We start from the raw sequence: 24,578 nt of genomic DNA, 5'->3' as shown, positions 1-24,578 counted from the left end.
CCACACATCACCGTAGAGGTGAGGAGCCGCCATGCCCACGCCAGTCATGCCCGAATCCGGTCGCCCGGCGCCGGAAGAGCCGCCGCCCGCACGCTCCCGGATGACACCGCGGTCGATGCTCCTGTGGGCCGCCGTCGCCCTGATCGGAGCGATCGGCTGGGGCGTCCTCGCGCTGGCCCGCGGCGAGGAGATCTCCGCGGTCTGGCTGGTGGTGGCCGCCCTCGGCTCGTACGCCATCGCCTACCGCTTCTACTCCCGCTTCGTCGCGCGGCGCGTGCTGAAGCCCGACGACCGGCGGGCCACCCCCGCCGAACGCCTGGAGGACGGTGTCGACTTCCAGCCGACCGACCGACGGGTGCTGCTCGGCCATCACTTCGCGGCGATCGCCGGGGCCGGGCCGCTGGTGGGGCCGGTGCTCGCGGCCCAGATGGGATATCTGCCGGGCACCCTGTGGATCGTCGCCGGAGTGATCTTCGCCGGGGCGGTGCAGGACATGGTCGTCCTGTTCCTGTCCATGCGACGGGACGGCAAGTCGCTCGGGCAGATGGCCCGGGAGGAGATCGGCAGGGCGGGCGGGGCCGCGGCCCTGATCGCCGTCTTCGCCATCATGATCATCCTGCTCGGGGTGCTGGCCCTGGTCGTGGTCAACGCGCTCGCCCACTCCCCGTGGGGCACCTTCTCCGTCGCCATGACCGTCCCCATCGCCCTGTTCATGGGCTTCTGGCTGCACCGCATCCGGCCGGGCCGGGTCGTCGAGACCAGCCTGATAGGTGTGGCGCTGCTGCTTCTCGCCATCGTCGGCGGCAGCTGGGTCCAGGAGTCCTCGCTGGCCGATACCTTCACCCTCAGCCCGACGACCCTCGTCTTCTGTCTCGTCGGCTACGGCTTCGTCGCCTCCGTCCTGCCCGTGTGGATGCTGCTCGCGCCGCGCGACTACCTCTCCACCTTCATGAAGATCGGCACCATCGCACTGCTCGCGGTCGGCGTGATCGTGGCCGCGCCCGTGCTGCGGACCGACGCGGTCAGCGACTTCGCCTCCTCGGGCACGGGCCCGGTCTTCGCCGGAGCCCTTTTCCCGTTCCTCTTCATCACCATCGCGTGCGGCGCGCTCTCCGGCTTCCACGCGCTGGTCGCCTCCGGGACCACCCCGAAGCTGATCCAGAAGGAGTCCCAGGTCCGCATGATCGGCTACGGCGCCATGCTGATGGAGTCGTTCGTCGCGATCATGGCGCTGATCGCCGCGGCCACCCTGGAACCCGGCCTGTACTACGCGATGAACGCGCCCGCCGGGCTGCTCGGCACGACGGCCGAGTCCGCCTCCCACGCGGTGGCGGGCCTCGGCTTCACCATCACCCCCGACCAACTGACGCAGGCCGCCAAGGCGGTGGAGGAACAGACCCTCATCGCCCGCTCGGGCGGAGCACCGACCCTCGCCGTCGGCATGTCGGAGATCTTCTCCGGAGTCTTCGGCGGCAGCGCGATGAAGGCCTTCTGGTACCACTTCGCGATCATGTTCGAGGCTCTGTTCATCCTGACCACGGTCGACGCCGGTACCCGCGTCGGACGCTTCATGCTCCAGGACATGCTCGGCAACGTCTGGAAGCCGATCGGCCGGGTCAACTGGAAGCCGGGCATCTGGCTGTGCAGCGCACTCGTCGTGGCGGCCTGGGGCTACTTCCTGCACTCCGGCGCCACCGACCCCCTCGGCGGAATCAACCAGCTCTTCCCGCTCTTCGGCATCGCCAACCAGCTCCTCGCCGCCATCGCCCTCACCGTCTGCACGACCGTCCTCGTCAAGTCCGGACGGCTGCGCTTCGCCTGGGTCACTGGGATCCCGCTGGCCTGGGTGGTCGCGATCACCTTCACCGCCGGCTGGCAGAAGATCTTCTCCGCCGACCCGCGCGTCGGCTTCTTCGCCCAGCGCGAGCGGTACGCGGACGGCATCGACGCCGGTCAGGTCCTGCCACCCGCCAAGAACCTCGACGACATGCACACCGTGGTCACCAACTCCACGGTCGACGGCGTCCTGATCGCCCTGTTCCTGCTCCTGGTCGCCGTGGTGATCGTCAACGCGGCCATCGTGTGCGTACGCGCCGTACGGTCCCCCGTCCCACTGCCGACGACCGAGACGCCGTACGTCGAGTCCCGCATCGACCTCCCGGAGCAGCCCGCCGAACCGCTGGCGGGAGCCCGGACATGAGCGTCCGGCGGTGGGCACGGGCCGTGCGCTGGTACCTGCGCGAGCTGACGGGGGAGGCGGAGTACGACCGCTTCCGCGAGCGCCACCTGCGTCAGCACCCACTCGCCCCGGTACCGACACCACGCGAGTACCAGGCACTGCGAGCCCGGCACCGGGAGGACCATCCGCAGAGCCGTTGCTGCTGACTTGAGAGCGCGAGCGAGGGCGCGGCGGCCCGGCGGTTTGCCATGCCACCGGGCCGCCGCACCCTCGCTCGCGCTGCACCACCGGGCTGCCGATGACCGCTACTCCGTGCGCAGAGCCACAGCAGTTCGGGCCTTGGCCGCCCAGCCCGCAGGGAGCAGCGCGCCCAGCATCGCGATGGCGATCCCGGCAAGTCCCAGCAGCACCAACTGCCAAGGCACGTACACATCGAGGACCGAGGGCGGCAGATCGGTGCCTGCGGCATGCCCCATCACGGGCAGTACGACGCCGTGCAGCGCGAACCCGGCGGGCACGCCGATCAGACCGCCGAGCACACCGATCCCGGCCACCGAGGCGAGTACGAGGCCCACGGTCTGCCGCGGCGACATGCCGAGCGCCTTGCAGACGCCGAGGTCGTGGACACGCTCCCGGGTGTCGATGACAACGGAGTTGAGCACCCCGAGGCCGGCCACGGAGACCAGCATGAGGGTGAGCAGCGCCGCCATCGACTGCAGGATGAGGATGAAGTTGTCCTGTTCCGAAGGGGAGTTGGCCATCGCGTCGCCGCCGAGCGGGCGCACCGCCGTGGCGAGCTTCTCGGCGTAGTCGGCGGGAGAGACACCCGACTTCACCTCGACGAGGAAGGTCCGGGGTTCGGCCGCGGGGAAGTCGGCCATGCTCGCGTGGAGTTGCATGCCGTCGTCCTCCGTGTCGAAGGCCTCGCCGACGATCCGCAGGTCCCGGCTGTCCCCCTGGTGGGTCATCCGGACCGTGTCACCGACCTTGGTGCCGGTCCGTTCCAGGAAACCCGACGCGACCACGACCTGCCCCGCGCCGTCGATCCAGTGCCCGGTGATCATCTCGTAGCTGCCCGGGCGGGAATCTCCCTGGTAGAGGGTGACCATGACCGAGCCGGTGACCCCGGCGACGGTGGCGTCCTCCTGGGACGTGCCGTAGTACGAAGCGGTGCCGTCCTGAGCCTCGACGGCAGCGCGTATCCGGGCCGGATCGGCGGCCGGGGCCTCGGAGTTGCCCGGGGCCGGAGTTTCGGGTTTGGTCTCGGGCGGCGCTTCGGGATTGGCCTGGACCGGCTGGGGTCCGGGGCCGCCGGGTGGTCCGCCGGCGAAGACGGTGACCGCGGCGCGGTCCTCGGGATCCTGCGCTTCGCCGACCGCGGTGAGGGACGCGGTGAGCCCCACCGCGAAGGTCGCCGCGACCGTACCGAAGGCGACCGCGAGCAGCATCGCGACCGTGCGGACCGGGTGCGCGAAGGGGCTCGCGAGGCCGTACGTCACCGCCCTCGGCAACGGCAGCCGCCCCGCCACCCGGTGCGCCCACTGCCCGCGGCCCGTGCGCGGGGCCCGGCCCACCGCGATGGCCTCCACCGTCCGCAACCGCCCGGCCCGCAGCGCGGGAACCAGCGCGGCGACCCCCACGACCACCAGCGCGGCGACCGGCACCACGACGTCCACCCACCAGGCCACCGTCAGTGAGGCGGTGCCGTACGCCTGCTCGGTGTCGTCGAGGAGCGGCACGGCCAGCAGGTTTCCCAGCACGACGCCCAGCGCGATCCCGACGGCGGCCGGGATCAGCGCCTGGGCCACATAGGCCCGCACGACCTCACGCGGCGTGAAGCCGATGGCCTTGAGGATGCCGATCCTGCGCAGACCGGAGCCGACCGCGCCGCTGGTCACACTGCCGACGATGATCACCGACATCACGATGCCGAGGACGCCGAAGGCGATGAGGAAGGGGATGGTCGGCGCCGCGCCCTGGTCGGCGGCGCGCTTGGTCTCCAGATAGGACTGGCTGCCCAGCAGCGCACCGGACGGCACGGCCGCGGCGAGCTTCTTCCGGCCGTCGGTGATCTGCTTGTCCGTCCCGGCCGAGTCGAACCGGTACAGCATCTGACTGGTGAGAGGGCTGTCCGCCGACGCCAGCGCCCTGGTCTGCGCGGGGGTCGCCCACGCGTCGGCGGTCTTGCTGACCGACAGGGCGAAACCGACGACGGTCAGGGTCGAACTGCCCTCCGCGTCCGAGGTCTTGAGAGTGTCGCCGAGCTTGAAGGCGGGGCCCGAGAACGACGCGTTGAGCACGATCTCACCCGCCTTCGCCGCCCACCGGCCGGACTTGAGGTCCAGATCGTCCACGTCGGCCTTTGGCGCGGACCGTCCGACGAGCGTCAGCGCCGGCATGCGCCGGCCCTCCGAATCCTCCGGCTGGACCGTCGTGGAGGGGTACGGCCCCGCGCTCGCGGTGACGCCCGCCTGTTCCCGGGTGGCCTTGAGCTGCGCCGCGCTCGCCTTGGCCGGATCGAACTGGGCCGTCAGATGGGCGCCTTGCTGTTTCGCGAAGGCGTGGTCGAAGGGCGCGTTCGCGGCGACGATGAGCGAGCCGGCGACCACCGCCGAGGCCACGGCCATCATCGTGGCCACGGCGATCACCACGGTCTGCACCCGGCGCCGCCCCACACCGGAACGTATGACCCGGCCGAGCGCACCGCCGCCGAAGCGGATCATCGGACGGCCTCCGCCCGCGTGTCGAGGGCGAGATGGCCGTCGACCAGATGGATCGTCCGGCTCGCACACGCCTCGGCGAGCGCGAGGTCGTGCGTGACGAGCACGATGGTCTGCCCGCCGCGGTGCAGCTCCACCAGCAGTTCCCGTACGTCCTGGCCGGAGGCGGTGTCGAGGGCGCCGGTCGGCTCGTCGGCGAGCAGCAGCGCGGGCCGGTTCACCAACGCCCGGGCGACCGCGACGCGTTGGCGTTCGCCGCCGGAGAGCCGGCCCGGATAGGCGCGGGCGTGCTTCTGGATGCCGAGCACCTCCATGAGTTCATCGGCTCGGGCCGCCGTCTTGCGCCGTGCGGTGCCCGTCAGTTGGGCGGGGAGCTGGATGTTGTCGGCGACGGTGAGGTCGTCGAGCAGGTTGAAGAACTGGAACACCATGCCGATCTGCTCGCGGCGGAACCGGGCCAGCGCGTGCTCGTTGAGAGCGTTCAGCTGCCGGCCGCCCACGGACACGGTGCCCTCGGTCGGCTTGTCCAGGCCCGCGACGAGGTTCAGCAGCGTGGACTTGCCGCTGCCGGACGGGCCCGTCACGGCAAGGGCCTCGCCCTTCTCGACGGAGAGCGTGAGAGGGCCCAGCGCGGGCGTGCCGACGCTGTCGTAGCGCTTGGCCACGCCCTCCAGTTGGATCACCTGAGTCATGGGAGTCGACCGTCCTTCGGGTGGGTTGACCGGGCTCAGCGAACCTAGGAGCGCGGGGTGTCGTGGCGCGTCGGCCGCGGCACCGACATCAGGACCTCCTCGCGAAGGACCCGGCCGCGGGGTCATCCCTGCGACGTACACCTGCGGGACGGGACTCTGGTCGCGCAGACGGACGCGGACCGGGGCGGGGAGCCAGACAATGATCCGATGGAGACGGAGGACCGCCGCGACAGGCTCCGGCAACTGCGTGACGCGCTACGGCCGGAGGAGAAGCCCGACCCGCTGTCGCGGTGGGCGGTACGCGCCGACGTGGTGCTGGCGATCGTGCTGACCGTCGTCGCGTTGATCGTGGCGGCGCGCTTTCCCGGCGACGGGCCGGCCCGCGTCTCGGTCAAGTCCGAGCAGCGGACCGAGCAACGGACCGACCACCGGACCGAGGTGCCGCTCCCGCCACGACCGCCCGTACCTCATCCGGGATTCGTGGAGCCGGAGCCCGCAACCGTGCCCTGGCCCCTGGTCGTCATGTCGGCGCTGCCGCTCGCGGCCAGGCGGCGATATCCGCTGGCCACGTTCGGGGTCGTGATGGGCGCGGCGCTGCCCATCGGCGACGACGCCTCCTGGATCAACGTACTGACCTGCGTCATCGGTGCCTACAGCGCCGTCATGTACAGCCGCTACCAAGCGCGGGCGCTGGCGGGAATGGTCGTGGCGGCCGTGCTCGCCGGGTTCGCGTTCCGGGAGACGGATCCCACGCTCCCGGGCTGGTCGAGCCCCGCGGTCGTCCTGCTGGCCGCCGGGGTGCTGGCAGGGCTCGTCCGCGTCGGCGGCCGGCGGCTGACCGCCAGCCGGGACCGGTTCACCCAGCTGCAGCGGGACCAGGAGGAGGCCATGCGCCGGGCAGTCGAGGAGGAACGGGCCCGCATAGCAGCGGAGTTGCACGACGTCGTGACCCACAATGTCAGCGTGATGGTGATCCAGGCGGGCGCGGCCCGCAAGGTGATGGACACGGCGCCCGAGCGGTCGAAACAGGCACTGCTGGCGGTCGAGGCCGGGGGTCGGGCAGCCATGTCCGAACTCCGGCATGTGATGGGGCTGCTCGCAGCCCCGGACACCGGCCGCCCCGACAACCCCGCCGACGGGTTCGAACCGCAGCCCGGTCTCGAAAACCTCGACGCCCTCATCGAACGCGTACGCGCCGCAGGGACACCGGTCGCCATCGCGGTGTCCCTGCCACCGGAGCCGCTGCCGCCCGGGGTGGACCTCGCGGCGTACCGCGTCGTGCAGGAGGCACTGACCAACACGATCAAACACGCGCCCGGCGCCGACGCCTCCGTCACGATCGGCCACACCGACGACCGTCTGGAGATCGAGATCACGGACACCGGAGCCGCCCACGACACCCTCTCGACGGGAGTCAACGGCACAGACGCAGGCGTGGGCACTCGTACCGGCGGTGGCAACGGCCGCGGGCTGATCGGTCTGCGCGAGCGGCTGACGGTCTACGGCGGCGAGCTGACGGCCGGGCCGACCCTCGCCGGCGGATACCGGATCAGAGCCCGAGTCCCGTGGCGGACCGCGTGAACGGGCCGTCCCTGCGCGCCGTCATCGCCGACGACCAGGCTCTGGTCCGTACGGGATTCGGGATGATCCTCGCCGCCGACGGCATCGAGGTGACGGCGGAGGCGGCGGACGGGGCCGAGGCGGTCGCCGCCGTCCGGCGCACCCGGCCCGACGTCGTGCTCATGGACATCCGGATGCCGCGGATGGACGGCATCGAGGCGACCCGGCGGATCCTCGGGGACGAAGGCCCGGGCGACACCCGTGTCATCATCCTCACCACGTACGACCTCGACCACTACGTCTACGCGGCACTCACCGCCGGTGCCAGCGGCTTCCTGCTCAAGGACGTCACCCCCGAGCACCTGGTGGCCGCCGTCCGCCTGGTGCGGTCCGGCGACGCGCTCCTCGCGCCCACCATCACCCGCCGGCTGATCGAGCGCTTCGCCCACCGCGAGGAGCCCCGGCCACCGACCCTCCACCGCGACCTGTCCGGCCTCACCCCACGCGAGCTGGAGGTGCTCCGGCTGCTCGCGACCGGCCTCAGCAACGCCGAACTCGCGGACCGCCTGTTCCTCAGCCCCACCACGGTCAAGACACACATAGGCCGCATCCTGTCGAAGCTGGACCTCCGAGACCGCGTCCAGGCGGTCGTGCTCGCGTACGAGACCGGCCTGATCGCTCCAGGAGACCCGACACCCGACACGGGCTGACGACCACGCGGCTTCGACCTCCCTCTCACCTCCGAAGCCTGATCACTCCCGAGGCTTGACGAATTCGGTGACAGGGCGCTCCAGCCGCTCCCCGTCGACCGTGATGTCGACGGCCTCGTTGAAGAAGGCCACCCGGTCCTTGACGACTCCCACGGCCGGGAGAGGGCCGGGATAGCTCCACGCGATGTTCGGCGGTACGTCCCCGCCGGGCCACGACCAGTAGTCGGTCGCCACGCCCTTGTAGGGGCAGCGGGTCGTGAGGTCGCTGGGCGTGAACAGATCGAGGCGTACGTCCTCACGCGGGATGTAGTACCGCACGGGCAGACCGGTCTCGAAGAGGAGGACCGGCGCGCGGGTGTCCGCGACGACCGTGCCGTCGATCTCGACCTTGACATGCCGCGAACTGGGCAGCGCGTCCACCCGTTTGTGCGGGTCACGCGGATGGACGAAGATCTCCTCGTCCTCCTCGTACCAGTGGTCGAGCACCTCCCGCCCGAACCACTCGAACGAGATGTACGAGCCCAACTCCTCGCCGGGATACGTCCAGGCCGCCCCGGCAATCGTCTCCCCGCCGATGACGAGGTCGTAGAAGAGCGTCGTTCCGGCGTGCGGCCGCCCGGCGGACTTCTCCGTCTCCCGCAGCAGATCCGTACGGACGTCCTCGCGCGGGAACGCGTACAACGGCACCGGCCGACCGGGCTCCCAGACGAGGACCGACCGCCTGCTGTCGACGACGGTGACATCGCCCTTCGTCCCGCGTACCCATCGCTCGCCGGGTTCCCAGAGGAGGCTGTCGGCGGGGGCAGGTGGGTGACGCAGTACCGGGACGTTCCGTGAACTGTTGCCGGGGGAGTTCATGACTGCCTCCTTGCCGAACGTGGGGCGTCGAACTTGAGGCGCCGAACGTGGGGCTCGGACCGGGCCCACTGGTGCCTCGGACGTCAGCCTAGACGCCGGCCTCGGCCCGGCCGTCGACCGTCGTCGGCGATGTCGTGATCACTCTCACCCCGGCCTCGTGCAGGGCTCCGCAGGTCGCGTCGTCCGCAGACGCGGTGGTGATGAGCACGTCCAGGTCCTCCGGGCCGCAGATCTTCACCATGCCGCTTCCGGGGAACTTGCTCCGGTCCGCCAGCAGCGCCACCTTGTCGCCGGCGGCGATCATGGCGCGCCTGGCGGGCACCTCGGCGACGGTGGTGTCCATGACCTGGCCGAGCGGCGCCCGTGCAGTCGGCGTGCCAGCCGGTGGACCGTCGTGCCGCTGTCGAGGATGACCGACTGGCCGTCCTCGATCAGCTCGGCCGCGCGAGCGGCTATCGCATCCTTCTCGGCAACCTGGACGTCGGCGGCCTCGTCGAACGGCGCACGGTCCTCCTCGACGACCGCTCCGCCGTGCACGCGGCTGAGCAGCCCGTCACCCTCCAGCTTGAGGAGGTCACGGCGGACGGTCGCCGCACTCACGTCCAGCTGCTCGGAGAGGTCGGTCACGGAGGCGGTGCCGCCGGAACGCAGGGCCCGCAGGATGAGTTGGTGTCGTTGTTCAGCCAGCACGCGACGGAACACTACACACCATCACGAGGCCCGATCCGCCTGCTTTCCGCTCACTTCCGGCCGTTGTCGACGCGCTGCCGCGGGGACTTCCCGACGCCCGCGATCGCTTCCACCACCTCCATGAGGGCCGCCAGACTGTGGCCGCTCACGAACGCGTCGCAGTGGGGGAGCGCGGCGGTCATGCCGGCGGTGCGTGGGGTGTAACCGGGGGCCGCTTTGCGGGGGTTGACCCAGACGATGCGGTGGGTGAGGCGTGCGAGGCGGGCCATCTCGCGGCCGACGGCGGTGGGGTCCTCGCCCTCCCAGCCGTCGGAGAAGATCACCACGACGGCGCCGCGTGCCATTCCCCGGCGGCCGAAGCGGTTGTTGAACTCGGCCAGCGCGTGGCCGATGCGGGTGCCGCCCGACCAGTCGGACGCGGTGGCGCCCGCTCGGCGCAGCGCGGCGTCCACGCCGGACGGGCCGGTGTGCCGCAGGACGGGGGTCAGCCGGGTGAGGCGGGTGGCGAAGACGAACGCCTCCGCCGCCGCACCGGCCGCCGCTCGGGGGAAGAGGCGGAGGTAGGCGCGTGTGTACGGCTCCATGGAGCGGGAGATGTCGCACAGCAGCACCAGTCGTCGCCGTCGTAGGCGGTGGCGGGTGCGGGCCAGCAGTACGGCCTCGCCGCCGGTGCGCTGGCCCGTGCGCAAGGTACGGCGCAGGTCGATGCGGCGGCCCCGGCGGTCGGCCTCCTGGCGGCGGCCGCGGCGCACGGGCGCCCTGAGCGTCAACAGGGCCAGGAGCCGGTTCAGTTCGGCCAGTTCGCCGGGGCCGAGGGCGGCGAAGTTCTTGTGGGTGAGGACTTCGGCCGCGCTGCCCGCCGTCGGCACTTCCACGGTCCGCCGGTCCTTGTCCGTGTCGGGGTGCCGTGTACGGTCGCGGTCCGACGCCTCGCCGAAGGTGCCGCCCGGCAGGGGAGCGCGGGTGGGATCCGGGCCGATCCCGAAGAGCGGTGGGGGCCGACCGGGGGCGGTGCCCGGAGCGGGCTCGGATCCGCCACCGGCGACGCGGACCGCCACCGAGCGTGGCCCGCCCGCGAAGACCGCGTCGAAGACCCGGTCGAACGGCTCGATCTGCTCGCGATCCGTCACGAACGCCAGCCGCGCCGCCCAGTACAGCGTCGTACGGTCCACCGGTGGCAGCAGGTGCAGCGCCTCCAGGAACCGCACCGACCGCTCCGGAGTCACCGCCACCCCGGCGTGCCGCAGTTCCGCGCCGAGCCGGCCCGCGAACTCGGCCCGGTCGAAGAGCGGCACCGCCGTCGCGGTCACGGCTGGCGGTCCGCGACCAGCCAGTCCAGACCTCGCTCCCGCACCAGCTCCTGGTCCTCGCGGTACTTCAGCAGGGAGCCGAGCGTGCGCCCGGCGACACCGGCGTCGAGACGGGGCACGCCGAGCAGGTTCAGCGCGGAGATCCAGTCGATGGTCTCGGCGACGCCCGGTGCCTTCTGCACGTCCAGGGCCCGCAGCCGTCCTACGGCCGTCGACACCGCGACCGCCAGTTCTCGCGATGTCCCGGGTACCCGGCGTCGCACGATCTCGACTATCCGGTCCGTGTCCGGATAGTCGATCCAGTGGTAGAGGCAACGGCGTTTGAGCGCGTCATGGAGATCTCGGGTGCGGTTGGAGGTGAGCAGCACCACGGGCGGTACGACGGCCCGGATCGTGCCGATCTCCGGGATGGTCACCGCGGCCTCGGCCAGCACTTCGAGCAGGAACGCCTCGAAGTCGTCGTCGGCGCGGTCGATCTCGTCGATGAGCAGCACGGCGGGGGCGGGACCGGGGTGCGTGAGCGCCGCCAGCACGGGCCGCCGCAGCAGATACTCCTCGCTGAACAGATCGGCCTCACTGAGCTGCTCGTACCGGGACTCGGCCAGGCGGATGCCGAGCAGCTGGCGCGGATAGTTCCACTCGTACAGCGCTTCGGCCGCGTCCAGGCCGTCGTAGCACTGCAGCCGGATCAGCGGGCTGCCCAGGATCGCGGCCACCGCCTTGGCCGCCTCGGTCTTGCCGACGCCCGCCTCGCCCTCCAGAAGTAACGGCTGCGGCAGGCGCAGGGCGAGGAAGAGCGCGGTGGCCAGACCGTCGTCGGCGAGATATCCCAGCGAGTCCAGCGCGGCGCGCAGACTCTCCACGCCCGGCAGACACCGCTCGACGTACTCGCTCACGAGGTGTCGGCCTTCGCGTAGCGGGCGGGCTCCTTCTCGTACGCGGCACGACAACCGGCACAGCAGAACCAGCGGCGTTCGTCGCCGCCCCCGTCGGAGTACGGGGTGCTGTCCGCGACGGCGACCGTCATCCCGCACACGGGGTCGACGGCGGTCACCGAGCCGGTCTCCGGAGCCATATCCGCCTCCTCCGCGGAGAGCCCCCTCACCATCTGAATCACCTCCGCGAGGATCGACACCGCGATCTCGCCCGGTGTGCGGGCGCCGATCCACAGTCCCGCCGGTGTGAGTATCCGCGCGCGCTGCTCGTCGTCGAGGGCCAGCCCGTCCAGCACCGCGGCTCCGCGCCTGGGGCTGGCCACGAGCCCGATGTACGGCACCCCGGCGCGCACGGCCGAGACGAGCACCGGCACCTCGTCCCGGCCGTGCGAGGCGATGACGAGCGCCTGAGTGCCGGCCAGGTCCTCCGGCGTGATCCCGTCCGCACCGGACACCGCCGTGATCTCGTAACCGAGCACCGGCCCGAAGGCGAGCAACGCGCGGGCGATGGGGGACTCGCCCAGGACCACCACGCGCGGCACGGGCCGCAGCGGCTCCAGGAAGATCTCCAACTCACCGCCGGACAGGCACGGGTTGGCTACGCTCACCGCGCCCTCCTCGACGACGGGCTCCCCGGTGCCGTCCGCCGTCTCCTCCGGTGAGATGCGCAGCAGCAACGACTCCCCGCTGCGCAGCGTCCGCAGCGCCTGCACCCGTACGGTGGCCTCCGCGCAGGCGCCTCCGACGAAGCCCTCGACCCGGCCGTCCGCGAGTACCAGCGCGGTGTCGCCCGGCCGCGCGCTCGCCGGACGACGGGCGCGCACCACGGTGGCCTTCACGAACGGCACGTGGCGTCCCGTCAGTTCGGCCATGCGTGCCTCAAGTGGGAGTGCGGCGGGGCTCATTGCGGTGCCTCCACCTCGCCCCGCTGCAGCGCCTGCCACACGCGGCTCGGAGTCAGCGGCATGTCGGCGTGGCGTACGCCGATCGCGTCTAGGACCGCGTTGACGACGGCCGGCGGCGAACCGACCGTCGCCGACTCTCCGATGCCCTTCGCGCCGATCGGATGGTGCGGGGAAGGCGTGACGGTGTGGTCCAGCTCCCACGCCGGGACCTCCAGCGCGGTCGGCAGCAGATAGTCCATGAAGGACCCGGACAGACAGTTGCCGTCCTCGTCGAAGCTGATCAACTCCATCAGCGCCATGCCGACGCCGTCGGCCAGCCCGCCGTGCACCTGCCCCTCGACGATCATCGGGTTGATACGGGTTCCGCAGTCGTCCACGGCGATGAAGCGCCGCACCTTCACCGTGCCCGTGCCGGAATCGACGTCCACCACGCAGACGTACGCGCCGAAGGGGTACGTGAGATTGGGCGGGTTGTAGACGGTCGTCGCCTCCAGGTGACCCTCCACCCCCTCCGGCAGTTCCAGTGAGCCGTGCGAGGCGAGTGCGATCTCCTGGATGGTCTTCGTCATCGCCGGGTCGCCCGCGACCGACCAACGGCCCTTGGTCCATTCGAGATCGTCGGGGGAGACCTCCAGCATGGCCCCGGCGATGATCCGCGCCTTGTCGCGCACCTTCCGCGCCACCACGGCAGCAGCCGCTCCCGACACGGGAGTTGAGCGGCTGCCGTACGTGCCGAGCCCGAACGGCGTCTGGTCGGTGTCGCCGTGCACGACGTCGATGTCCTCGGGCGGGATGCCCAGTTCCTCGGCGACGATCTGCGCGAACGTCGTCTCGTGGCCCTGACCCTGCGTCTGCACGCTCAGCCGGACCACCGCCTTGCCGGTGGGGTGGACGCGCAGCTCGCAGCCGTCGGCCATGCCGAGGCCGAGGATGTCCATGTGCTTGCGCGGCCCGGCGCCGACCGTCTCGGTGAAGAACGACAGCCCGATGCCCATGAGTTCGCCCCGGGCCCGCTTCTCGCTCTGCTCCTTGCGCAGCTCCTCGTACCCGGCCAGGTCCAGGGCCTTGCGCAGACAGGCGGGGTAGTCGCCGGAGTCGTACGTCCAGCCCGTCTTGTTCTCGTAGGGGAACTGCTCGGGCCGCAGCAGGTTGCGCATCCTCAACTCGGCTGGATCGGCGCCGAGTTCGGCCGCCAGACAGTCCACCATCCGCTCGATCAGATACACCGCCTCGGTGACCCGGAAGGAGCAGGCGTAGGCGACGCCGCCGGGCGCCTTGTTGGTGTAGACGCCGGTGACCGAGCAGTGCGCGGCCTCGATGTCGTACGAGCCGGTGAAGATGTGGAAGAAGCCGGCCGGGTACTTGGTGGGCTGCGCTGTGGAGTTGAACGCGCCGTGGTCGGCAAGGACCTTGACCCGTACGCCCAGGATCCTCCCGTCCCGGGTCGCGGCGATCTCGCCGGTCATGTGGTAGTCGCGGGCGAAGGAGGTGCTCATCAGGTTCTCGGAGCGGTCCTCCATCCACTTCACGGGCCGCCCGGTGACGATCGAGCCGACGACCGCGCACACGTAACCCGGGTAGATGCCGACCTTGTTGCCGAAACCGCCGCCGATGTCCGGGGAGACGACCCGGATCTTGTGCTCGGGAATCCCCGCCACCATCGCGTAGAGCGTGCGGTGTGCGTGCGGGGCCTGGGTGGTGCAGTACAGGGTGAGCTTGCCGTCGACCGGATCCATGGCGGCGACCGCCCCGCACGTCTCCAACGGGGCCGGGTGGACGCGCGGGTAGAGCATGGTCTGCTCGACGACGACGTCGGCCCGCGCGAACACCTCGTCGGTGGCCGCGCTGTCGCCGGCCTCCCAGTCGAAGATGTGGTTGTCCCTGCGGCCTTCGAGGTCGTCCCGGATGACGGGTGCGCCGGGGTCGAGGGCGTGCCGGGCGTTGACCACCGGGTCCAGCGGCTCGTACTCGACGTCGATCAACTCGATGGCGTCGCGCGCCGCGTAGTGGTCCTCGGCGACCACGAACGCGACCTCCTGCCCCTGGAAACGCACCTTGTCGGTGGCGAGCACGGCCTGCGTGTCCATCGACAGCGTCGGCATCCAGGCCAGGCCGAGGCCCGCGAGCGTCTCGCCGGTGATCACCGCCTTGACCTTGGGGTGGGCCTCGGCGGCCGAGGTGTCGATGGAGAGGATCCGGGCGTGCGCGAACGGGCTGCGCAGCACGGCCCCGTGCAGCATGCCGGGCAGGTGGATGTCGTCGACGTAGCGGCCCTTGCCGCGTACAAAGCGGGGGTCCTCTTTGCGCTTCATCCGGCCGAAGCCGATGGGCCGTTCGTCCGGAGCGGGTGCGACGGGGGGTTCGTCGACGGCTGTCATGTCCGGCCTCCCGCCGTCTCGGCGACTCCGTCGGCCTCGGCCCGGTTCCTCGCCGCCCACTGGATGGACTTGACGATGTTGAGGTAGCCGGTGCACCGGCACAGCTGGCCGGAGATGGCCTCCCGGATCTCCTGCTCGGACGGATCCGGGTTGCGGTCGAGGAGCGCCCGGCCGGTGAGCATCATCCCTGGGGTGCAGAACCCGCACTGCAGACCGTGCTGCTCGATGAACCCCTGCTGAACGGGGTCCAGTTGGTCTCCGTCCGCCAGGTCCTCGACCGTACGGATCTCGTGACCGGCCGCCATGACCGCCAGGACCGTACAGCTCTTGACGGGCTCCCCGTCCATCAGCACCACGCACGTTCCGCAGTTGCTGGTGTCGCAGCCCCAGTGGGTGCCGGTCAGTTCCAGGTCGTCGCGGAGGAAGCGCACGAGCAGATGCCGGGGTTCGACCTCCCGGGTGTGGTCGTCGCCGTTGACGTTGACGGTGATCCGCATGCGCCTCACGCCTCCCTTGCCGTGGACCCGATGGGCCGCCCGGCCCGGGCGACCGCCCGCCGCAGCGCCCGCCTGGTGAGTTCGCCGGCCAGATGCCGCTTGTACTCGGCGCTGCCCCGGCCGTCGGTGACCGGCGAGCAGCTCTCGGACGCCACCCGGCCCGCCTCCTCGTACAGTGCCTCGGACGGTTCGCTGCCGTTCAGCAGTGTCTGGACCGCGTGGAGGTTCAGCGCCCCGGCGCCGACCGCCGCCAGACCCACGCCCGCGTCGGCGATCCGCCCCTCGCGCAGCGTCAGGGCGACTCCCGCCGCGGCGACGGCCCAGTCCCCGGCCTTGCGCTCGACCTTCTCGTACGCGCTGCCCGCGCCCGGCAGGACCGGCAGCCGCACCTCGGTCAGCATCTCGCCGACGCCCACGGCCGTTTCGTACGGGCCCTGGTGGAAGTCGGCCATGGAGACGATCCGTTCGCCGCCCGCCCCGCGGATGACGGCACGGGCGTGCAGCGCGCCGCACACCGCGGAGAGGTCCTCCGACGGGTCGGCCTGGCAGAGGGAGCCGCCGATCGTGCCCCGGTTGCGGACCGGTGGGTCGGCGATCACCTTCTCCGCGTCGTGGACGATGGGAAAGTACCGGCCGACCAGCTCCGACTCCAGCAGTGTGCGGTGCCGGGTGAGGGCACCGACGCGCAACTCGTCGCCGACCAGGGCGATGTGGTCGAGTTCGTGGAGGTCGTTGATGTCGACGAGGACCTCGGGGGAGGCCAGGCGCAGCTTCATCATCGGCAGCAGGCTGTGTCCGCCGGCCACGACCCGGGCCTCCTCGCCGTAGCGTCGCAGCAGTTCCAGCGCCTCGTCCACGCTCTCGGCGCGCTGGTAGTCGAACGAAGCGGGTACCTGCACGGCACGCTCCCTCCCGGACCGGGCCGCCCGGCACGCCCGGGCGAAGCAGCGCGCGCGGGAGCTGTCCGTCGATTGAGGACCTGGCCGGTTTCCGGAGGCCCGGGGGAACAATTGCGCGAAGGGATGGGGCGGTCAACGGCGACTCAAGCGAATGCTTAAGACACCTGGGCAACGGAGGGGGTCCTACCGGTCGAACAGCCGTTGTAATGGCGGACATGACGCTGACTCAGCTCCGCGCATTCGTCACGGTGGCCCGACTGGGCTCGGTCAAGGGCGCCGCGGGGTCGCTCGGCGTCACCGAGGCCGCGGTCTCCGGCGCGGTCGCCGCGCTCCGCCGTGAACTGGGAGACCTGCTCTTCATCCGGGCCGCCGGCGGGATCAGTCTCACCCCGGGCGGCAGACGCCTCGCCGCAGGAGCCGCCGAGATCGTCGGCCTCGCCGAGGAGACCCGCCACCGGGTCCGCCAGGCCGGCTCGGGCACCGCCCAACTGCGGGTGGCTTCCACCGAGGCAGGCGCCGAACAGGTCCTCCCCGCGCTGCTCGCGGCCTTCGGGCGGCGACAGCCCGATCTGGACGTCGACACCCTCGCCGTGCCGGTGGCGGTCTTCGGCGACCTGCTCCGCGACCGACGCGCCGATGTCACGATCGGCCCGTCGCCGCGGCCGGAACCGGGCATCGAGTCGATCCCCTTCCTGCGCTTCCAACTGGTCGTCGTCGCCGCGCCGGACCACCCGCTCAGGCACCGGAAGCGGCTCGCACCCGCCCAACTGGCCCACGAGTCATGGCTGTTGGGACCGGCCGGACTGGACCCGGACACCCTGTCCGGTACCTTCCTCTCCCACATCGGAGTGGAGGCCACCAAGGCCAAGGCATTCCCCAGCGTCACGGCCTCTCTCAACGCGGTGGCGGGCGGGGCCGGGCTGTCGATCGCCTTCCTCCACGTCGTACGCGACGAACTGCGCCGCGGATCACTGGCAGTGCTCGACGTCTTCGGCGCCCGGCTCGGCGGCATGCTGTACGCGAGCGCGCTCACCGGCGAACGGCGCTCGACGACCGCCGCCGCGCTGTGCCGCTTCGTCACGACACCGGCCGCCACACAGGCCGTGCTGACCCGGTCCAAGGGCGTTCCGATGAACGAGTTCCGACCACCGGTCCACGTCACGATCTGGAGCTGACCGGACTCGACGGGACTCGCGGAGTCGGCGGATCATGGCTTCCGGCGTCCCGGGCGGGGCCTCTTAAGCAAACCCTGAAGAGCTCATTGACGGCCCGGTCGCCCGCGCGCATCGTGTGTCCGTCATGGACTTCACGAACGAGTTCCGAGTGAACCTGCCGCCCGACCAGGCCTGGTCCCTGCTGACCGACGTCGAGCGGATCGCCCCCTGCATGCCCGGCGCCCAGCTCACAGGCATGGACGGCGACACCTACAACGGCGTCGTGAAGGTCAAGGTCGGCCCGATGACCGTCCAGTACAAGGGTGTCGTCTCCTTCGAGGAGAAGGACGACGAAGCGCGTACGGCGGTACTCCACGCGCGCGGCCGTGACACCCGCGGGCAGGGAAACGCCGACGCCCGCGTCACCGCCCGGCTCGTCCCTGACGGCGACGGAACGCGGGTGACGGTGGACACCCACCTCACCATCACCGGCAGGATCGCGCAGTTCGGCCGAGGGGTCATCGAGGAGGTCAGCGGGAAGCTCCTGGCCCAGTTCGTCGACAACCTGGAAGGGCAACTCGCGACGGAGAAGAAGCAGGAGGAGGAGCAGGCGCCGGAACCGGTCGCACCGACGCCGAAGCCCGGGTCGGAGGCCGCGACCGGGGCAGGGGCTGGGGCTGGGCCTGAGTCCGAGATCGGCGCCGGGGTCGCTTCGAGCGTCCCGTCGGAATCCGCTTCCGCCGGCGGGGCCACGGTGGACAAAGCCTCCGCCGCCGAAGCCCCGAGGAAGACCGCTCCAACCGCACCGGCCACCACCGCCTCGAACGGCGTCCGCCCCGCGGAAGTGCCCGCCGTCTCCCGTACGCCGGCAGCGGCCGCACCTGAGCCCCTGGACCTGATGAGCGTCGCACGCGGTGCCGTGCTCAAACGCGCTCTTCCGGCGGCGCTGGTCCTCGCAGTGGTCGTGGTCGTCCTTGTCGTCTGGCTCACGCGATGATGGGGGCATGACCGACATCCATACCCCCCGTCTTCTGCTGCGCCGCTGGCAGGACGACGACCTCGTGCCCCTCTCCGAGATCCACTCCGACCCGACGGTGATGGCATGGATCGGCGACGGCGTGCCCCGCTCCCTGGAACAGACCGCCGAGGACATCGAGGCCTGGGAGGAGGAGTGGGACGAGGAGGGCTTCGGGGTCTTCGCCGTCGAACTCCTCGGATCGGGGGAGCTGGCCGGGGCGGTCGGGCTGTACGTTCCCGATTCCCCGCCCGAGGTCGCGGGGCAGGTGGCGATCACCTGGCGGATGGCGCGTGTCTTCTGGGGCCAGGGCTATGCCTCGGAGGCGGCCCACGCCACACTCGAATTCGCTCTGCAGGACCGCGGCATCGACCGGGTCGTCGCCGTGTGCCGAACGGCCGACACCGCATCGTCGAACGTGCTGGACAAGCTCGGCATGCAGGCGGAGGGCGCGACCGTGGATCCGGTCCACCGGCACGACGTGCGGATGTACGGGATCGACCTGACGGAGTTCGAGGGCTGACCGGCTCGCCGGTGGTGCGCCGAACGACCGACCGGGCGGCCTACCGCGACCGGACCGCGATGGAGACCATGATGCAGATCCCTTCGCTGCCGTACCGCGATGAGCACACCACCGTCGTCGCGGCGGGAACCGATGACGTGTGGCGCAGTCTGGGCGCCACGCTGGACCGGTCCTTCTCGCGCTCCGGCGCGAACCGTTACGCGCGGCTGGTCGGATGTGCGGACCGCACGGCGTCAGGTCCGCGACCGCTTTCTGTGGGCTCGACGTTTCCCGGGTTCCGGGTGGCCTCCGCGGTCCCGGGGCGGGAGCTGGTCCTCGGCGGGCGCCACCGCTTCTCGTCGTACGCGCTGATCTTTCGCCTGGAGCCCGCGGGTCCGGGCCGGTCACGGTTGACCGCCGAGACCCGGGCCACTTTCCCGGGCCCGGCCGGCGGCCTCTACCGGTTGCTCGTCCTCGGGACAGGAGGGCACGCGGTGGGCGTGCGGCGCCTGCTCGCGGCGGTCCGCCGCGGGGCCGAGTCATGAGGGCCGCCGGTCGCGGGCACAAGCACGCGCACGCCCAGGGGCTCAGACGGGCCTGAGCCCCTGGGCGCCCGCTTCGGTGACGAAGGACGCCGCGGTCGTGATCGGAGCCCCGGGCGCGGTGACGGCGGACACGGTCTTGAAATCCGCCCGCGCCGCCTGCGGCGTCAGCCGCACCCTCACGTAACCGCGTTGTCCGTTGTAGAACTTCAGGTGGGGGTTGGCACTCAGATAGGTCGCCCAGTTCGTGGGTCTCACGATGCCGTCCCCTCCGCTGGCGATGGACGGGGTGACGATCTCCGTGCCCAGGGTCCTGGACGAGGGATTGTCGAAGTCGTCCTTGATGTCGAAGGCGTACCCGACGTGGACGTCCCCGGTGAGCACCATCAGGTTGTCGACGCCCGCCGCCTTCGCCCCGGCCAGGACCCGATCGCGTGAGGCCCGGTAGCCGTCCCAGGCGTCCATGGACACCTTGGCGACGGGGCTGAGGTCCAGCTTCCGCTGGGAGAAGCAGACCTGTTGCGGCATCACGTTCCACACGGCGTCGGAGGTGCGCCACCCGTCGATCAGCCAGCGTTCCTGGGCGGCGCCGGTGATGGTGCGTGCCGGGTCGTCCGACTCCGGGCCGGGGATGTGCGGCCGGTCTCCGTAGGCCTGGTCGGAGCGGTACTGGCGGGTGTCGAGGACGTCGAACTGCGCCAGCGTGCCCCAGTGCAGACGGCGGTAGAGCTGGGCGTCGGGCCCGTTGGGCAGCTGGGAGGCGCGCAGCGGCTGGTTCTCCCAGTGGGCCCGGTAGGCGGCGGCGCGGCGCAGCAGGAACGCGGCCGGCGGGGTGCCGTTCTCATCGCTGTCGGCCGCGTAGTTGTTCTCGGTCTCGTGGTCGTCCCAGGTGACGATGAACGGGTGCATGGCATGGACGGCCCGCAGGTCCGGGTCGCGGCGGTAGAGGGCGTAGCGCAGCCGGTGGTCCTCCAGAGTCACCGTCTCCCGGTTGAACAGGTCGGGCAGGATGCGGTCGGTGTACTTGCGGGCGCCGCCGGCGGCGTCGACCGCGTACTCGTAGAGGTAGTCGCCCAGGTGGAGGACCACGTCGACGTCGTCGCCCGCGAGATGCCGGTGAGCGGTGAAGTACCCCTCGTGGTACGCCTGGCAGGACACGGCGGCGAAGGTGAGCGCGGAGGCGGGGCCGGTCGTGGCCGGAGCGGTGCGCGTGCGGCCCGTCGGGCTGATCCAGGTGCCCGTCCGGAAGCGGTAGTAGTACACGCGACCGGCGTCGAGACCGTCCACCTCGACGTGCAGGGTGTGGTGAGCCTCGGGGTGGGCGATGGCGGTGCCGCGCCGGACGACCGCGCCGAACCGCTCGTCGTCCGCCACCTCCCATTCGACGACGACACGCTGCTGTGCCAGGCCGCCGTCGGCCTGGTACGGCTCGGGCGCGAGCCGTGTCCACAGCAGTACGGAGCCGGGCCACGGGTCACCGGAGGCGACGCCGAGCGTGAAGGGGTCGTCGGCGATCCTCGCCGCGTCGAGCTCGGCGGCGCTCGCTGCGCCGGTGGCGGGCAGGTGTGTGCCGAAGGCGAGCGCGGCGGCTGCCGCGGTGACGGTCAGGAAGCGGCGGCGTGCGAGATGGCGCGCGGCCGCACGCAGTTCGGGGGCATGCTGCGACGGCGGTCTCTGGCGGCCCGGGGGCATGGCTCGATCCCCTCACGGTGATGGCACAGGGCAGCCCCGGCAACGGGTGCTGCGGGGCTTGTGAATGCTAATCAGATGAAGATCATGAACCCGGCAGGCGCGGCGTCCCGAAGCGCGGGCGGCGTAACGGCCGAGGCACGCCACGGGCCCACCGGCGCGATGCGGCACGCGGCCGGCGGGCCCGGATCGCCGAAGGCATACGGCCGGACAGGGGTCATGTTCGGAACCCGTGGCTTGGAAGACGAGGAGGAATGGCCGGAGTTCGCCCTGGCTGCTTCCGTCGGACGTACATACGATGCGACCGCTCCGGTCTTCACAGCTCCTTCACAGGGCCGGGCTCAAATGGTCATGCGTTTGGCATGTGCATGACCATTGAACGACTGTGCTCGATGTCCGATCCATGCCTGATCCATGTCTGATCCAACGCACCTGGTCCGCGACGGCTCTTCGCGCAAGCGAAGGCCGCACCCCCCAATTCGCGGCGGGGCGCATTCGCCCGCCGCCGGAACACCGACGCAACGGATTGGAGCACCATGGCTGGTGCGATGCTTCTGAGCGGCGCGATCGCCGCTCTCTTCGCCACCGCACTCCCCGCGCACGACCCGTCCACCGGGATCGTCGACCCGCCCCCGGACAAGATCGTCATCAAGGTCGCCACGGTGAACGGCTCCGGCTGTCCCCAGGGCACCGCCGCCATCGCCGTGTCCCCGGACAACACCGCGTTCACGGTGACCTACAGCGACTACCTCGCGAAGGTCGGGGGCAACTCCGATCCCACCGCGTTCCGCAAGAACTGCCAGCTCAACCTGACAGTCGCCGTACCGGGAGGCTTCACCTACGCCATCGCCAGTGCGGACTACCGCGGCTTCGCCTCGCTCAAGGCGGGGGCGAACAGCACCGAGAAGGCCTCGTACTACTTCCAGGGTTCGTCGAACACGGCCTCCATCACCCATCCCTTCAGGGGCCCCTACGACGACAACTGGCAGGCCACGGACACGACGGAGTGGGCGCAGCTCGTCTGGGCGCCCTGCGGTGTGCAGCGGAACTTCAACATCAACACCGAACTCCGCGTGAACGCGGGCACGTCCTCTCCCGGCAGTACCAGCTTCATGACCATGGACTCGACCGACGGTGACATCAGCACCGTCTACCACCTGGCCTGGAAGGAGTGCCCCAGCTCCTGACCCGACCGCCTTGGCCGGCTCCACCGCACCGGAGTCGGCCAAGGCGCGGCATGCGCGCGTACGCCCCTGTCGGCCTTTGTGGCCGCCGACCGGATGCATCGTCTGGTCCGATGAAAACATGGCCCCGAACGAGGGGCGTGTGCTCGCTCGATCCGGTTGCCCTGGCGTGCGAGGGCGTACCACCGGCGCACGAGCCCCGTTGCACGGACATGGACAGCACATTCGCCACAACGGGGCCCTTCCTGGGCCGCGGGGGTCAGGACCGGCCGTCCGTCGAGATCGCCGGCGGCCACTGGACGGACCCGCCGATCTACGCGGCGCTGGTCGCCGACTGGCAGGCCCGCGGACGCGTGGTTCCCCGGCGGCACCAGGCGGGCCGGCCGGCCTTCCGCGCCCTGCGCGTCACCGGCGTTCGCCTCCCCGGTCCCGGCCGGCGCCGAAGCGACGGCCCTGGGGCGAGCGGGTCCTGAGGGGCTCTGCCCGGCCGGCGGCCCGGCCGACTCAGCCGAGGTGACCGCCGTGACCCGGCCCGGGACGCACCGCGTTGCCCACGGGGCGGCCCCGGTCCCCGTTCACCAGGGCGGAGAGCATCTCGGCGGCCTGATGGAGTGCCACTTCCAGGGCGGTCGGGAGGTGCAGGGCGCCCTGGCCGTCGGGCGGAACCAGCCAGCGCAGCGTGCCGGATGTCCGGCGCGGCGAGGGCACCGCGATCCAGGAGCCCTTCCCGGAGTAGCGGATGTCCTGGCCCACCCAGTAGCTGTCCGGGTCCGGGGGAAGGAAGAACCCGACCCGGTGGGCGCCGAAATCGGCGAGCGTGGGGCCGGGCATCGGCAGCGGGAGGCGCAGCAGGGCGTCCAGAGCGAACAGGCCGATCTCCTCCGGCACGCTGAGGACGTCCCAGAACCGGCCGGCCGGCAACAGCGCGGCACCGCTCGCGCCGTGCTCCCACTCGCGCTTGCAGGCCCGGGGGTCCACCGCGGCTGCTGCGAGCCACTCCACGGCTTGTTGGTGGGGAGCGCTTCTCATGTCTCTCCTCTTCGACCGCAGGTCCGTGTGAGCGGACCGTGATACCCCCTCCGCGGGCGCGGCTCCGTGTGTAATTCCCGAGGCGATGCCCAGGGTCATATTCGTAGATATATCTATCCAGTGGAAGGGGTGGCGTGCCGTGGCGTTTGTCCGTAGAACACCCGAACTTCGGACGAGGGTTCGGTCCTTGTGTGTGGGTGGGGGCGTCGTCGCGATTGCCGGAGTCACCTCGCTGGCACTGTTGCTGCGGACCTGCCGTCGAAGTCTCCTTCGACGCTTCCGATGTGCCCGCTTCGGGCTTCCCCGTTTCGCGCTTCCTCGCGGAGACCCGCTGACGCCGCTGGTGAGAACCGCGCGCGGCCTGAACTACGGCGCCGGAGACTTCTTCGGCCAGGTCGATACGGATGACGACGACGGCTGACGGATGCGCTACTCCACGGCCGGGACCGCCCGCCCACGCAGGACCATGAGTGAGCCCTCCAAGGTCGCCACCATGGCGAAGGGGAACCGGTCGAGCTCAAGACAGAGCTCGACGTCATCGGGATGGACTCCTTGGCGCACCCCCTCCGCCAGTTCGGCGGCGGCGCGTGACCCGGCGGCGCGGCGGAGGAACTCGGCGGCATCCGTCCCGGCCCCGGTGGCCCTGCGGGCGATGTACTGAGCGCACGCCAGGTCTTCATCGGCCTGTCCGTCCTCGCCGGTGACCACGAACGTGACGCTGTCGCTCTTGCGCATCCGCAGGAGCTGAGCCGTTGCCTCCGCCACCACGAAGCCGGCGCACAGCACCAGCGGCGCTTCCCTGACCGCCAGGGCGCCGACCGTCCCTGCCGTGGTCTTCTGCACGACGGTCCGTCCGCCGAGGTCGATCGACCGCAGCAGGCCCGGGGAGTTGACGGTGTCGAACCCGGGCGCGGGCGGACCGTCCTTGAGGGCCACCCATTCCGGGTGACGGGCCTTGAGCGCCAGGGCTTCGTCCAGCGACTCGGCGAGAACGATCTTCTCCGCGCCCTGGGCAAAGGCCCAGGCAGCCACGGTGAAAGCACGCATCACGTCGACCACGACCGCCACCGACGGGGTTTCGGCCAGATCGGCGATGCCAAGGAAACGAGTGTCCATTCCGATCATCATGG

22 protein-coding genes and 1 pseudogene are annotated in these 24,578 nt (G+C 71.1%); 10 read left to right on the top strand and 13 right to left on the bottom strand.

The genetic code is table 11. From position 1 onward, the window contains the following. Nucleotides 1-31 precede the first annotated feature (31 nt). A complete protein-coding gene (locus ACH4YP_RS40925) occupies nt 32-2,200 on the top strand; it encodes a carbon starvation CstA family protein (RefSeq protein ID WP_398496227.1) in 2,169 nt (722 codons plus the stop codon). Continuing rightward, nucleotides 2,197-2,385: a YbdD/YjiX family protein gene (locus ACH4YP_RS40920; RefSeq protein ID WP_361072352.1), complete on the top strand. Its 189-nt coding sequence runs from the start codon at nt 2,197-2,199 to the stop codon at nt 2,383-2,385. Before ACH4YP_RS40925 ends, ACH4YP_RS40920 begins: the two co-directional genes overlap by 4 nt. 99 nt (nt 2,386-2,484) lie before the next feature. Here the strand turns inward: ACH4YP_RS40920 and ACH4YP_RS40915 are convergent, their stop codons facing one another. Together ACH4YP_RS40915 and ACH4YP_RS40910 are read right to left on the bottom strand one after the other, a co-directional pair. Continuing rightward, on the bottom strand, nt 2,485-4,902 hold the full coding sequence (locus ACH4YP_RS40915; RefSeq protein ID WP_398496225.1) for an FtsX-like permease family protein: 2,418 nt from the start codon (nt 4,900-4,902) through the stop codon (nt 2,485-2,487). Next, the gene (locus ACH4YP_RS40910) at nt 4,899-5,591 is read right to left on the bottom strand and encodes an ABC transporter ATP-binding protein (RefSeq protein WP_361069067.1); all 693 of its coding nucleotides are present in this window, start codon (nt 5,589-5,591) and stop codon (nt 4,899-4,901) included. Before ACH4YP_RS40910 ends, ACH4YP_RS40915 begins: the two co-directional genes overlap by 4 nt. A gap of 207 nt (nt 5,592-5,798) precedes the next feature. Here ACH4YP_RS40910 and ACH4YP_RS40905 point away from each other — a divergent pair, with 207 nt between their 5' ends. Further along, complete coding sequence (locus tag ACH4YP_RS40905) at nt 5,799-7,172, top strand: sensor histidine kinase (protein WP_398496223.1); 1,374 nt, start codon at nt 5,799-5,801, stop codon at nt 7,170-7,172. After that, nucleotides 7,169-7,861: a response regulator gene (locus ACH4YP_RS40900; protein WP_373466865.1), complete on the top strand. Its 693-nt coding sequence runs from the start codon at nt 7,169-7,171 to the stop codon at nt 7,859-7,861. The genes ACH4YP_RS40905 and ACH4YP_RS40900 overlap by 4 nt, the downstream gene beginning before the upstream one ends. A 42-nt stretch (nt 7,862-7,903) precedes the next feature. Here the strand turns inward: ACH4YP_RS40900 and ACH4YP_RS40895 are convergent, their stop codons facing one another. From ACH4YP_RS40895 to ACH4YP_RS40860, 8 genes and pseudogenes are all read right to left on the bottom strand, one after another. Then, a complete protein-coding gene (locus ACH4YP_RS40895) occupies nt 7,904-8,719 on the bottom strand; it encodes a DUF427 domain-containing protein (protein WP_398496221.1) in 816 nt (271 codons plus the stop codon). 88 nt (nt 8,720-8,807) lie between these two features. Further along, nucleotides 8,808-9,409 (bottom strand): annotated as a pseudogene (locus ACH4YP_RS40890) (DeoR/GlpR family DNA-binding transcription regulator). Nucleotides 9,410-9,459: 50 nt separating this feature from the next. Beyond that, on the bottom strand, nt 9,460-10,719 hold the full coding sequence (locus tag ACH4YP_RS40885; RefSeq protein ID WP_398496219.1) for a VWA domain-containing protein: 1,260 nt from the start codon (nt 10,717-10,719) through the stop codon (nt 9,460-9,462). Then, nucleotides 10,716-11,615 carry an AAA family ATPase gene (locus tag ACH4YP_RS40880; protein ID WP_398496217.1) on the bottom strand — a complete coding sequence of 300 codons (900 nt, stop codon included), beginning with the start codon at nt 11,613-11,615 and terminating at the stop codon, nt 10,716-10,718. Before ACH4YP_RS40880 ends, ACH4YP_RS40885 begins: the two co-directional genes overlap by 4 nt. Continuing rightward, complete coding sequence (locus ACH4YP_RS40875) at nt 11,612-12,559, bottom strand: XdhC family protein (protein ID WP_398496215.1); 948 nt, start codon at nt 12,557-12,559, stop codon at nt 11,612-11,614. The genes ACH4YP_RS40880 and ACH4YP_RS40875 overlap by 4 nt, the downstream gene beginning before the upstream one ends. Continuing rightward, nucleotides 12,556-14,937 carry an aerobic carbon-monoxide dehydrogenase large subunit gene (locus ACH4YP_RS40870; RefSeq protein WP_398496213.1) on the bottom strand — a complete coding sequence of 794 codons (2,382 nt, stop codon included), beginning with the start codon at nt 14,935-14,937 and terminating at the stop codon, nt 12,556-12,558. The genes ACH4YP_RS40875 and ACH4YP_RS40870 overlap by 4 nt, the downstream gene beginning before the upstream one ends. After that, a complete protein-coding gene (locus tag ACH4YP_RS40865; RefSeq protein WP_361069043.1) occupies nt 14,934-15,434 on the bottom strand; it encodes a (2Fe-2S)-binding protein in 501 nt (166 codons plus the stop codon). Before ACH4YP_RS40865 ends, ACH4YP_RS40870 begins: the two co-directional genes overlap by 4 nt. A gap of 5 nt (nt 15,435-15,439) precedes the next feature. Next, a complete protein-coding gene (locus ACH4YP_RS40860; RefSeq protein ID WP_398496211.1) occupies nt 15,440-16,333 on the bottom strand; it encodes an FAD binding domain-containing protein in 894 nt (297 codons plus the stop codon). 215 nt (nt 16,334-16,548) lie between these two features. Here ACH4YP_RS40860 and ACH4YP_RS40855 point away from each other — a divergent pair, with 215 nt between their 5' ends. The 4 genes from ACH4YP_RS40855 to ACH4YP_RS40840 all read left to right on the top strand — a co-directional run bounded on the left by ACH4YP_RS40855 (nt 16,549) and on the right by ACH4YP_RS40840 (nt 19,549). After that, complete coding sequence (locus ACH4YP_RS40855) at nt 16,549-17,508, top strand: LysR family transcriptional regulator (RefSeq protein ID WP_398496209.1); 960 nt, start codon at nt 16,549-16,551, stop codon at nt 17,506-17,508. Between the two features lie 124 nt (nt 17,509-17,632). Beyond that, nucleotides 17,633-18,484, top strand: a complete 852-nt coding sequence (locus ACH4YP_RS40850) for an SRPBCC family protein (RefSeq protein ID WP_398496207.1) — start codon at nt 17,633-17,635, stop codon at nt 18,482-18,484. A 7-nt stretch (nt 18,485-18,491) separates the two neighbouring features. Continuing rightward, nucleotides 18,492-19,025, top strand: a complete 534-nt coding sequence (locus ACH4YP_RS40845) for a GNAT family N-acetyltransferase (RefSeq protein WP_398496205.1) — start codon at nt 18,492-18,494, stop codon at nt 19,023-19,025. Nucleotides 19,026-19,096: 71 nt separating this feature from the next. After that, the gene (locus ACH4YP_RS40840; RefSeq protein ID WP_398496283.1) at nt 19,097-19,549 is read left to right on the top strand and encodes a hypothetical protein; all 453 of its coding nucleotides are present in this window, start codon (nt 19,097-19,099) and stop codon (nt 19,547-19,549) included. A gap of 42 nt (nt 19,550-19,591) precedes the next feature. Here the strand turns inward: ACH4YP_RS40840 and ACH4YP_RS40835 are convergent, their stop codons facing one another. Further along, nucleotides 19,592-21,238 carry an alkaline phosphatase D family protein gene (locus ACH4YP_RS40835; protein ID WP_398496203.1) on the bottom strand — a complete coding sequence of 549 codons (1,647 nt, stop codon included), beginning with the start codon at nt 21,236-21,238 and terminating at the stop codon, nt 19,592-19,594. A 533-nt stretch (nt 21,239-21,771) separates the two neighbouring features. Here ACH4YP_RS40835 and ACH4YP_RS40830 point away from each other — a divergent pair. Beyond that, nucleotides 21,772-22,422: a DUF4360 domain-containing protein gene (locus tag ACH4YP_RS40830; protein WP_361069025.1), complete on the top strand. Its 651-nt coding sequence runs from the start codon at nt 21,772-21,774 to the stop codon at nt 22,420-22,422. Nucleotides 22,423-22,631: 209 nt separating this feature from the next. Next, nucleotides 22,632-22,892: a hypothetical protein gene (locus tag ACH4YP_RS40825; RefSeq protein WP_361069022.1), complete on the top strand. Its 261-nt coding sequence runs from the start codon at nt 22,632-22,634 to the stop codon at nt 22,890-22,892. A 31-nt stretch (nt 22,893-22,923) separates the two neighbouring features. Here the strand turns inward: ACH4YP_RS40825 and ACH4YP_RS40820 are convergent, their stop codons facing one another. Both ACH4YP_RS40820 and ACH4YP_RS40815 read right to left on the bottom strand, forming a co-directional pair. Beyond that, nucleotides 22,924-23,448 carry a hypothetical protein gene (locus ACH4YP_RS40820; RefSeq protein WP_398496201.1) on the bottom strand — a complete coding sequence of 175 codons (525 nt, stop codon included), beginning with the start codon at nt 23,446-23,448 and terminating at the stop codon, nt 22,924-22,926. 429 nt (nt 23,449-23,877) lie between these two features. Further along, a complete protein-coding gene (locus tag ACH4YP_RS40815; RefSeq protein WP_361069016.1) occupies nt 23,878-24,564 on the bottom strand; it encodes a 2-phosphosulfolactate phosphatase in 687 nt (228 codons plus the stop codon). Nucleotides 24,565-24,578 lie beyond the last annotated feature (14 nt).

Source organism: Streptomyces sp. NPDC020747 (assembly GCF_044334695.1).
Taxonomy (GTDB): domain Bacteria; phylum Actinomycetota; class Actinomycetes; order Streptomycetales; family Streptomycetaceae; genus Streptomyces.
Note: the sequence above shows the minus strand (reverse complement) of the source record. Positions and strands in the feature narration are given on the sequence as shown.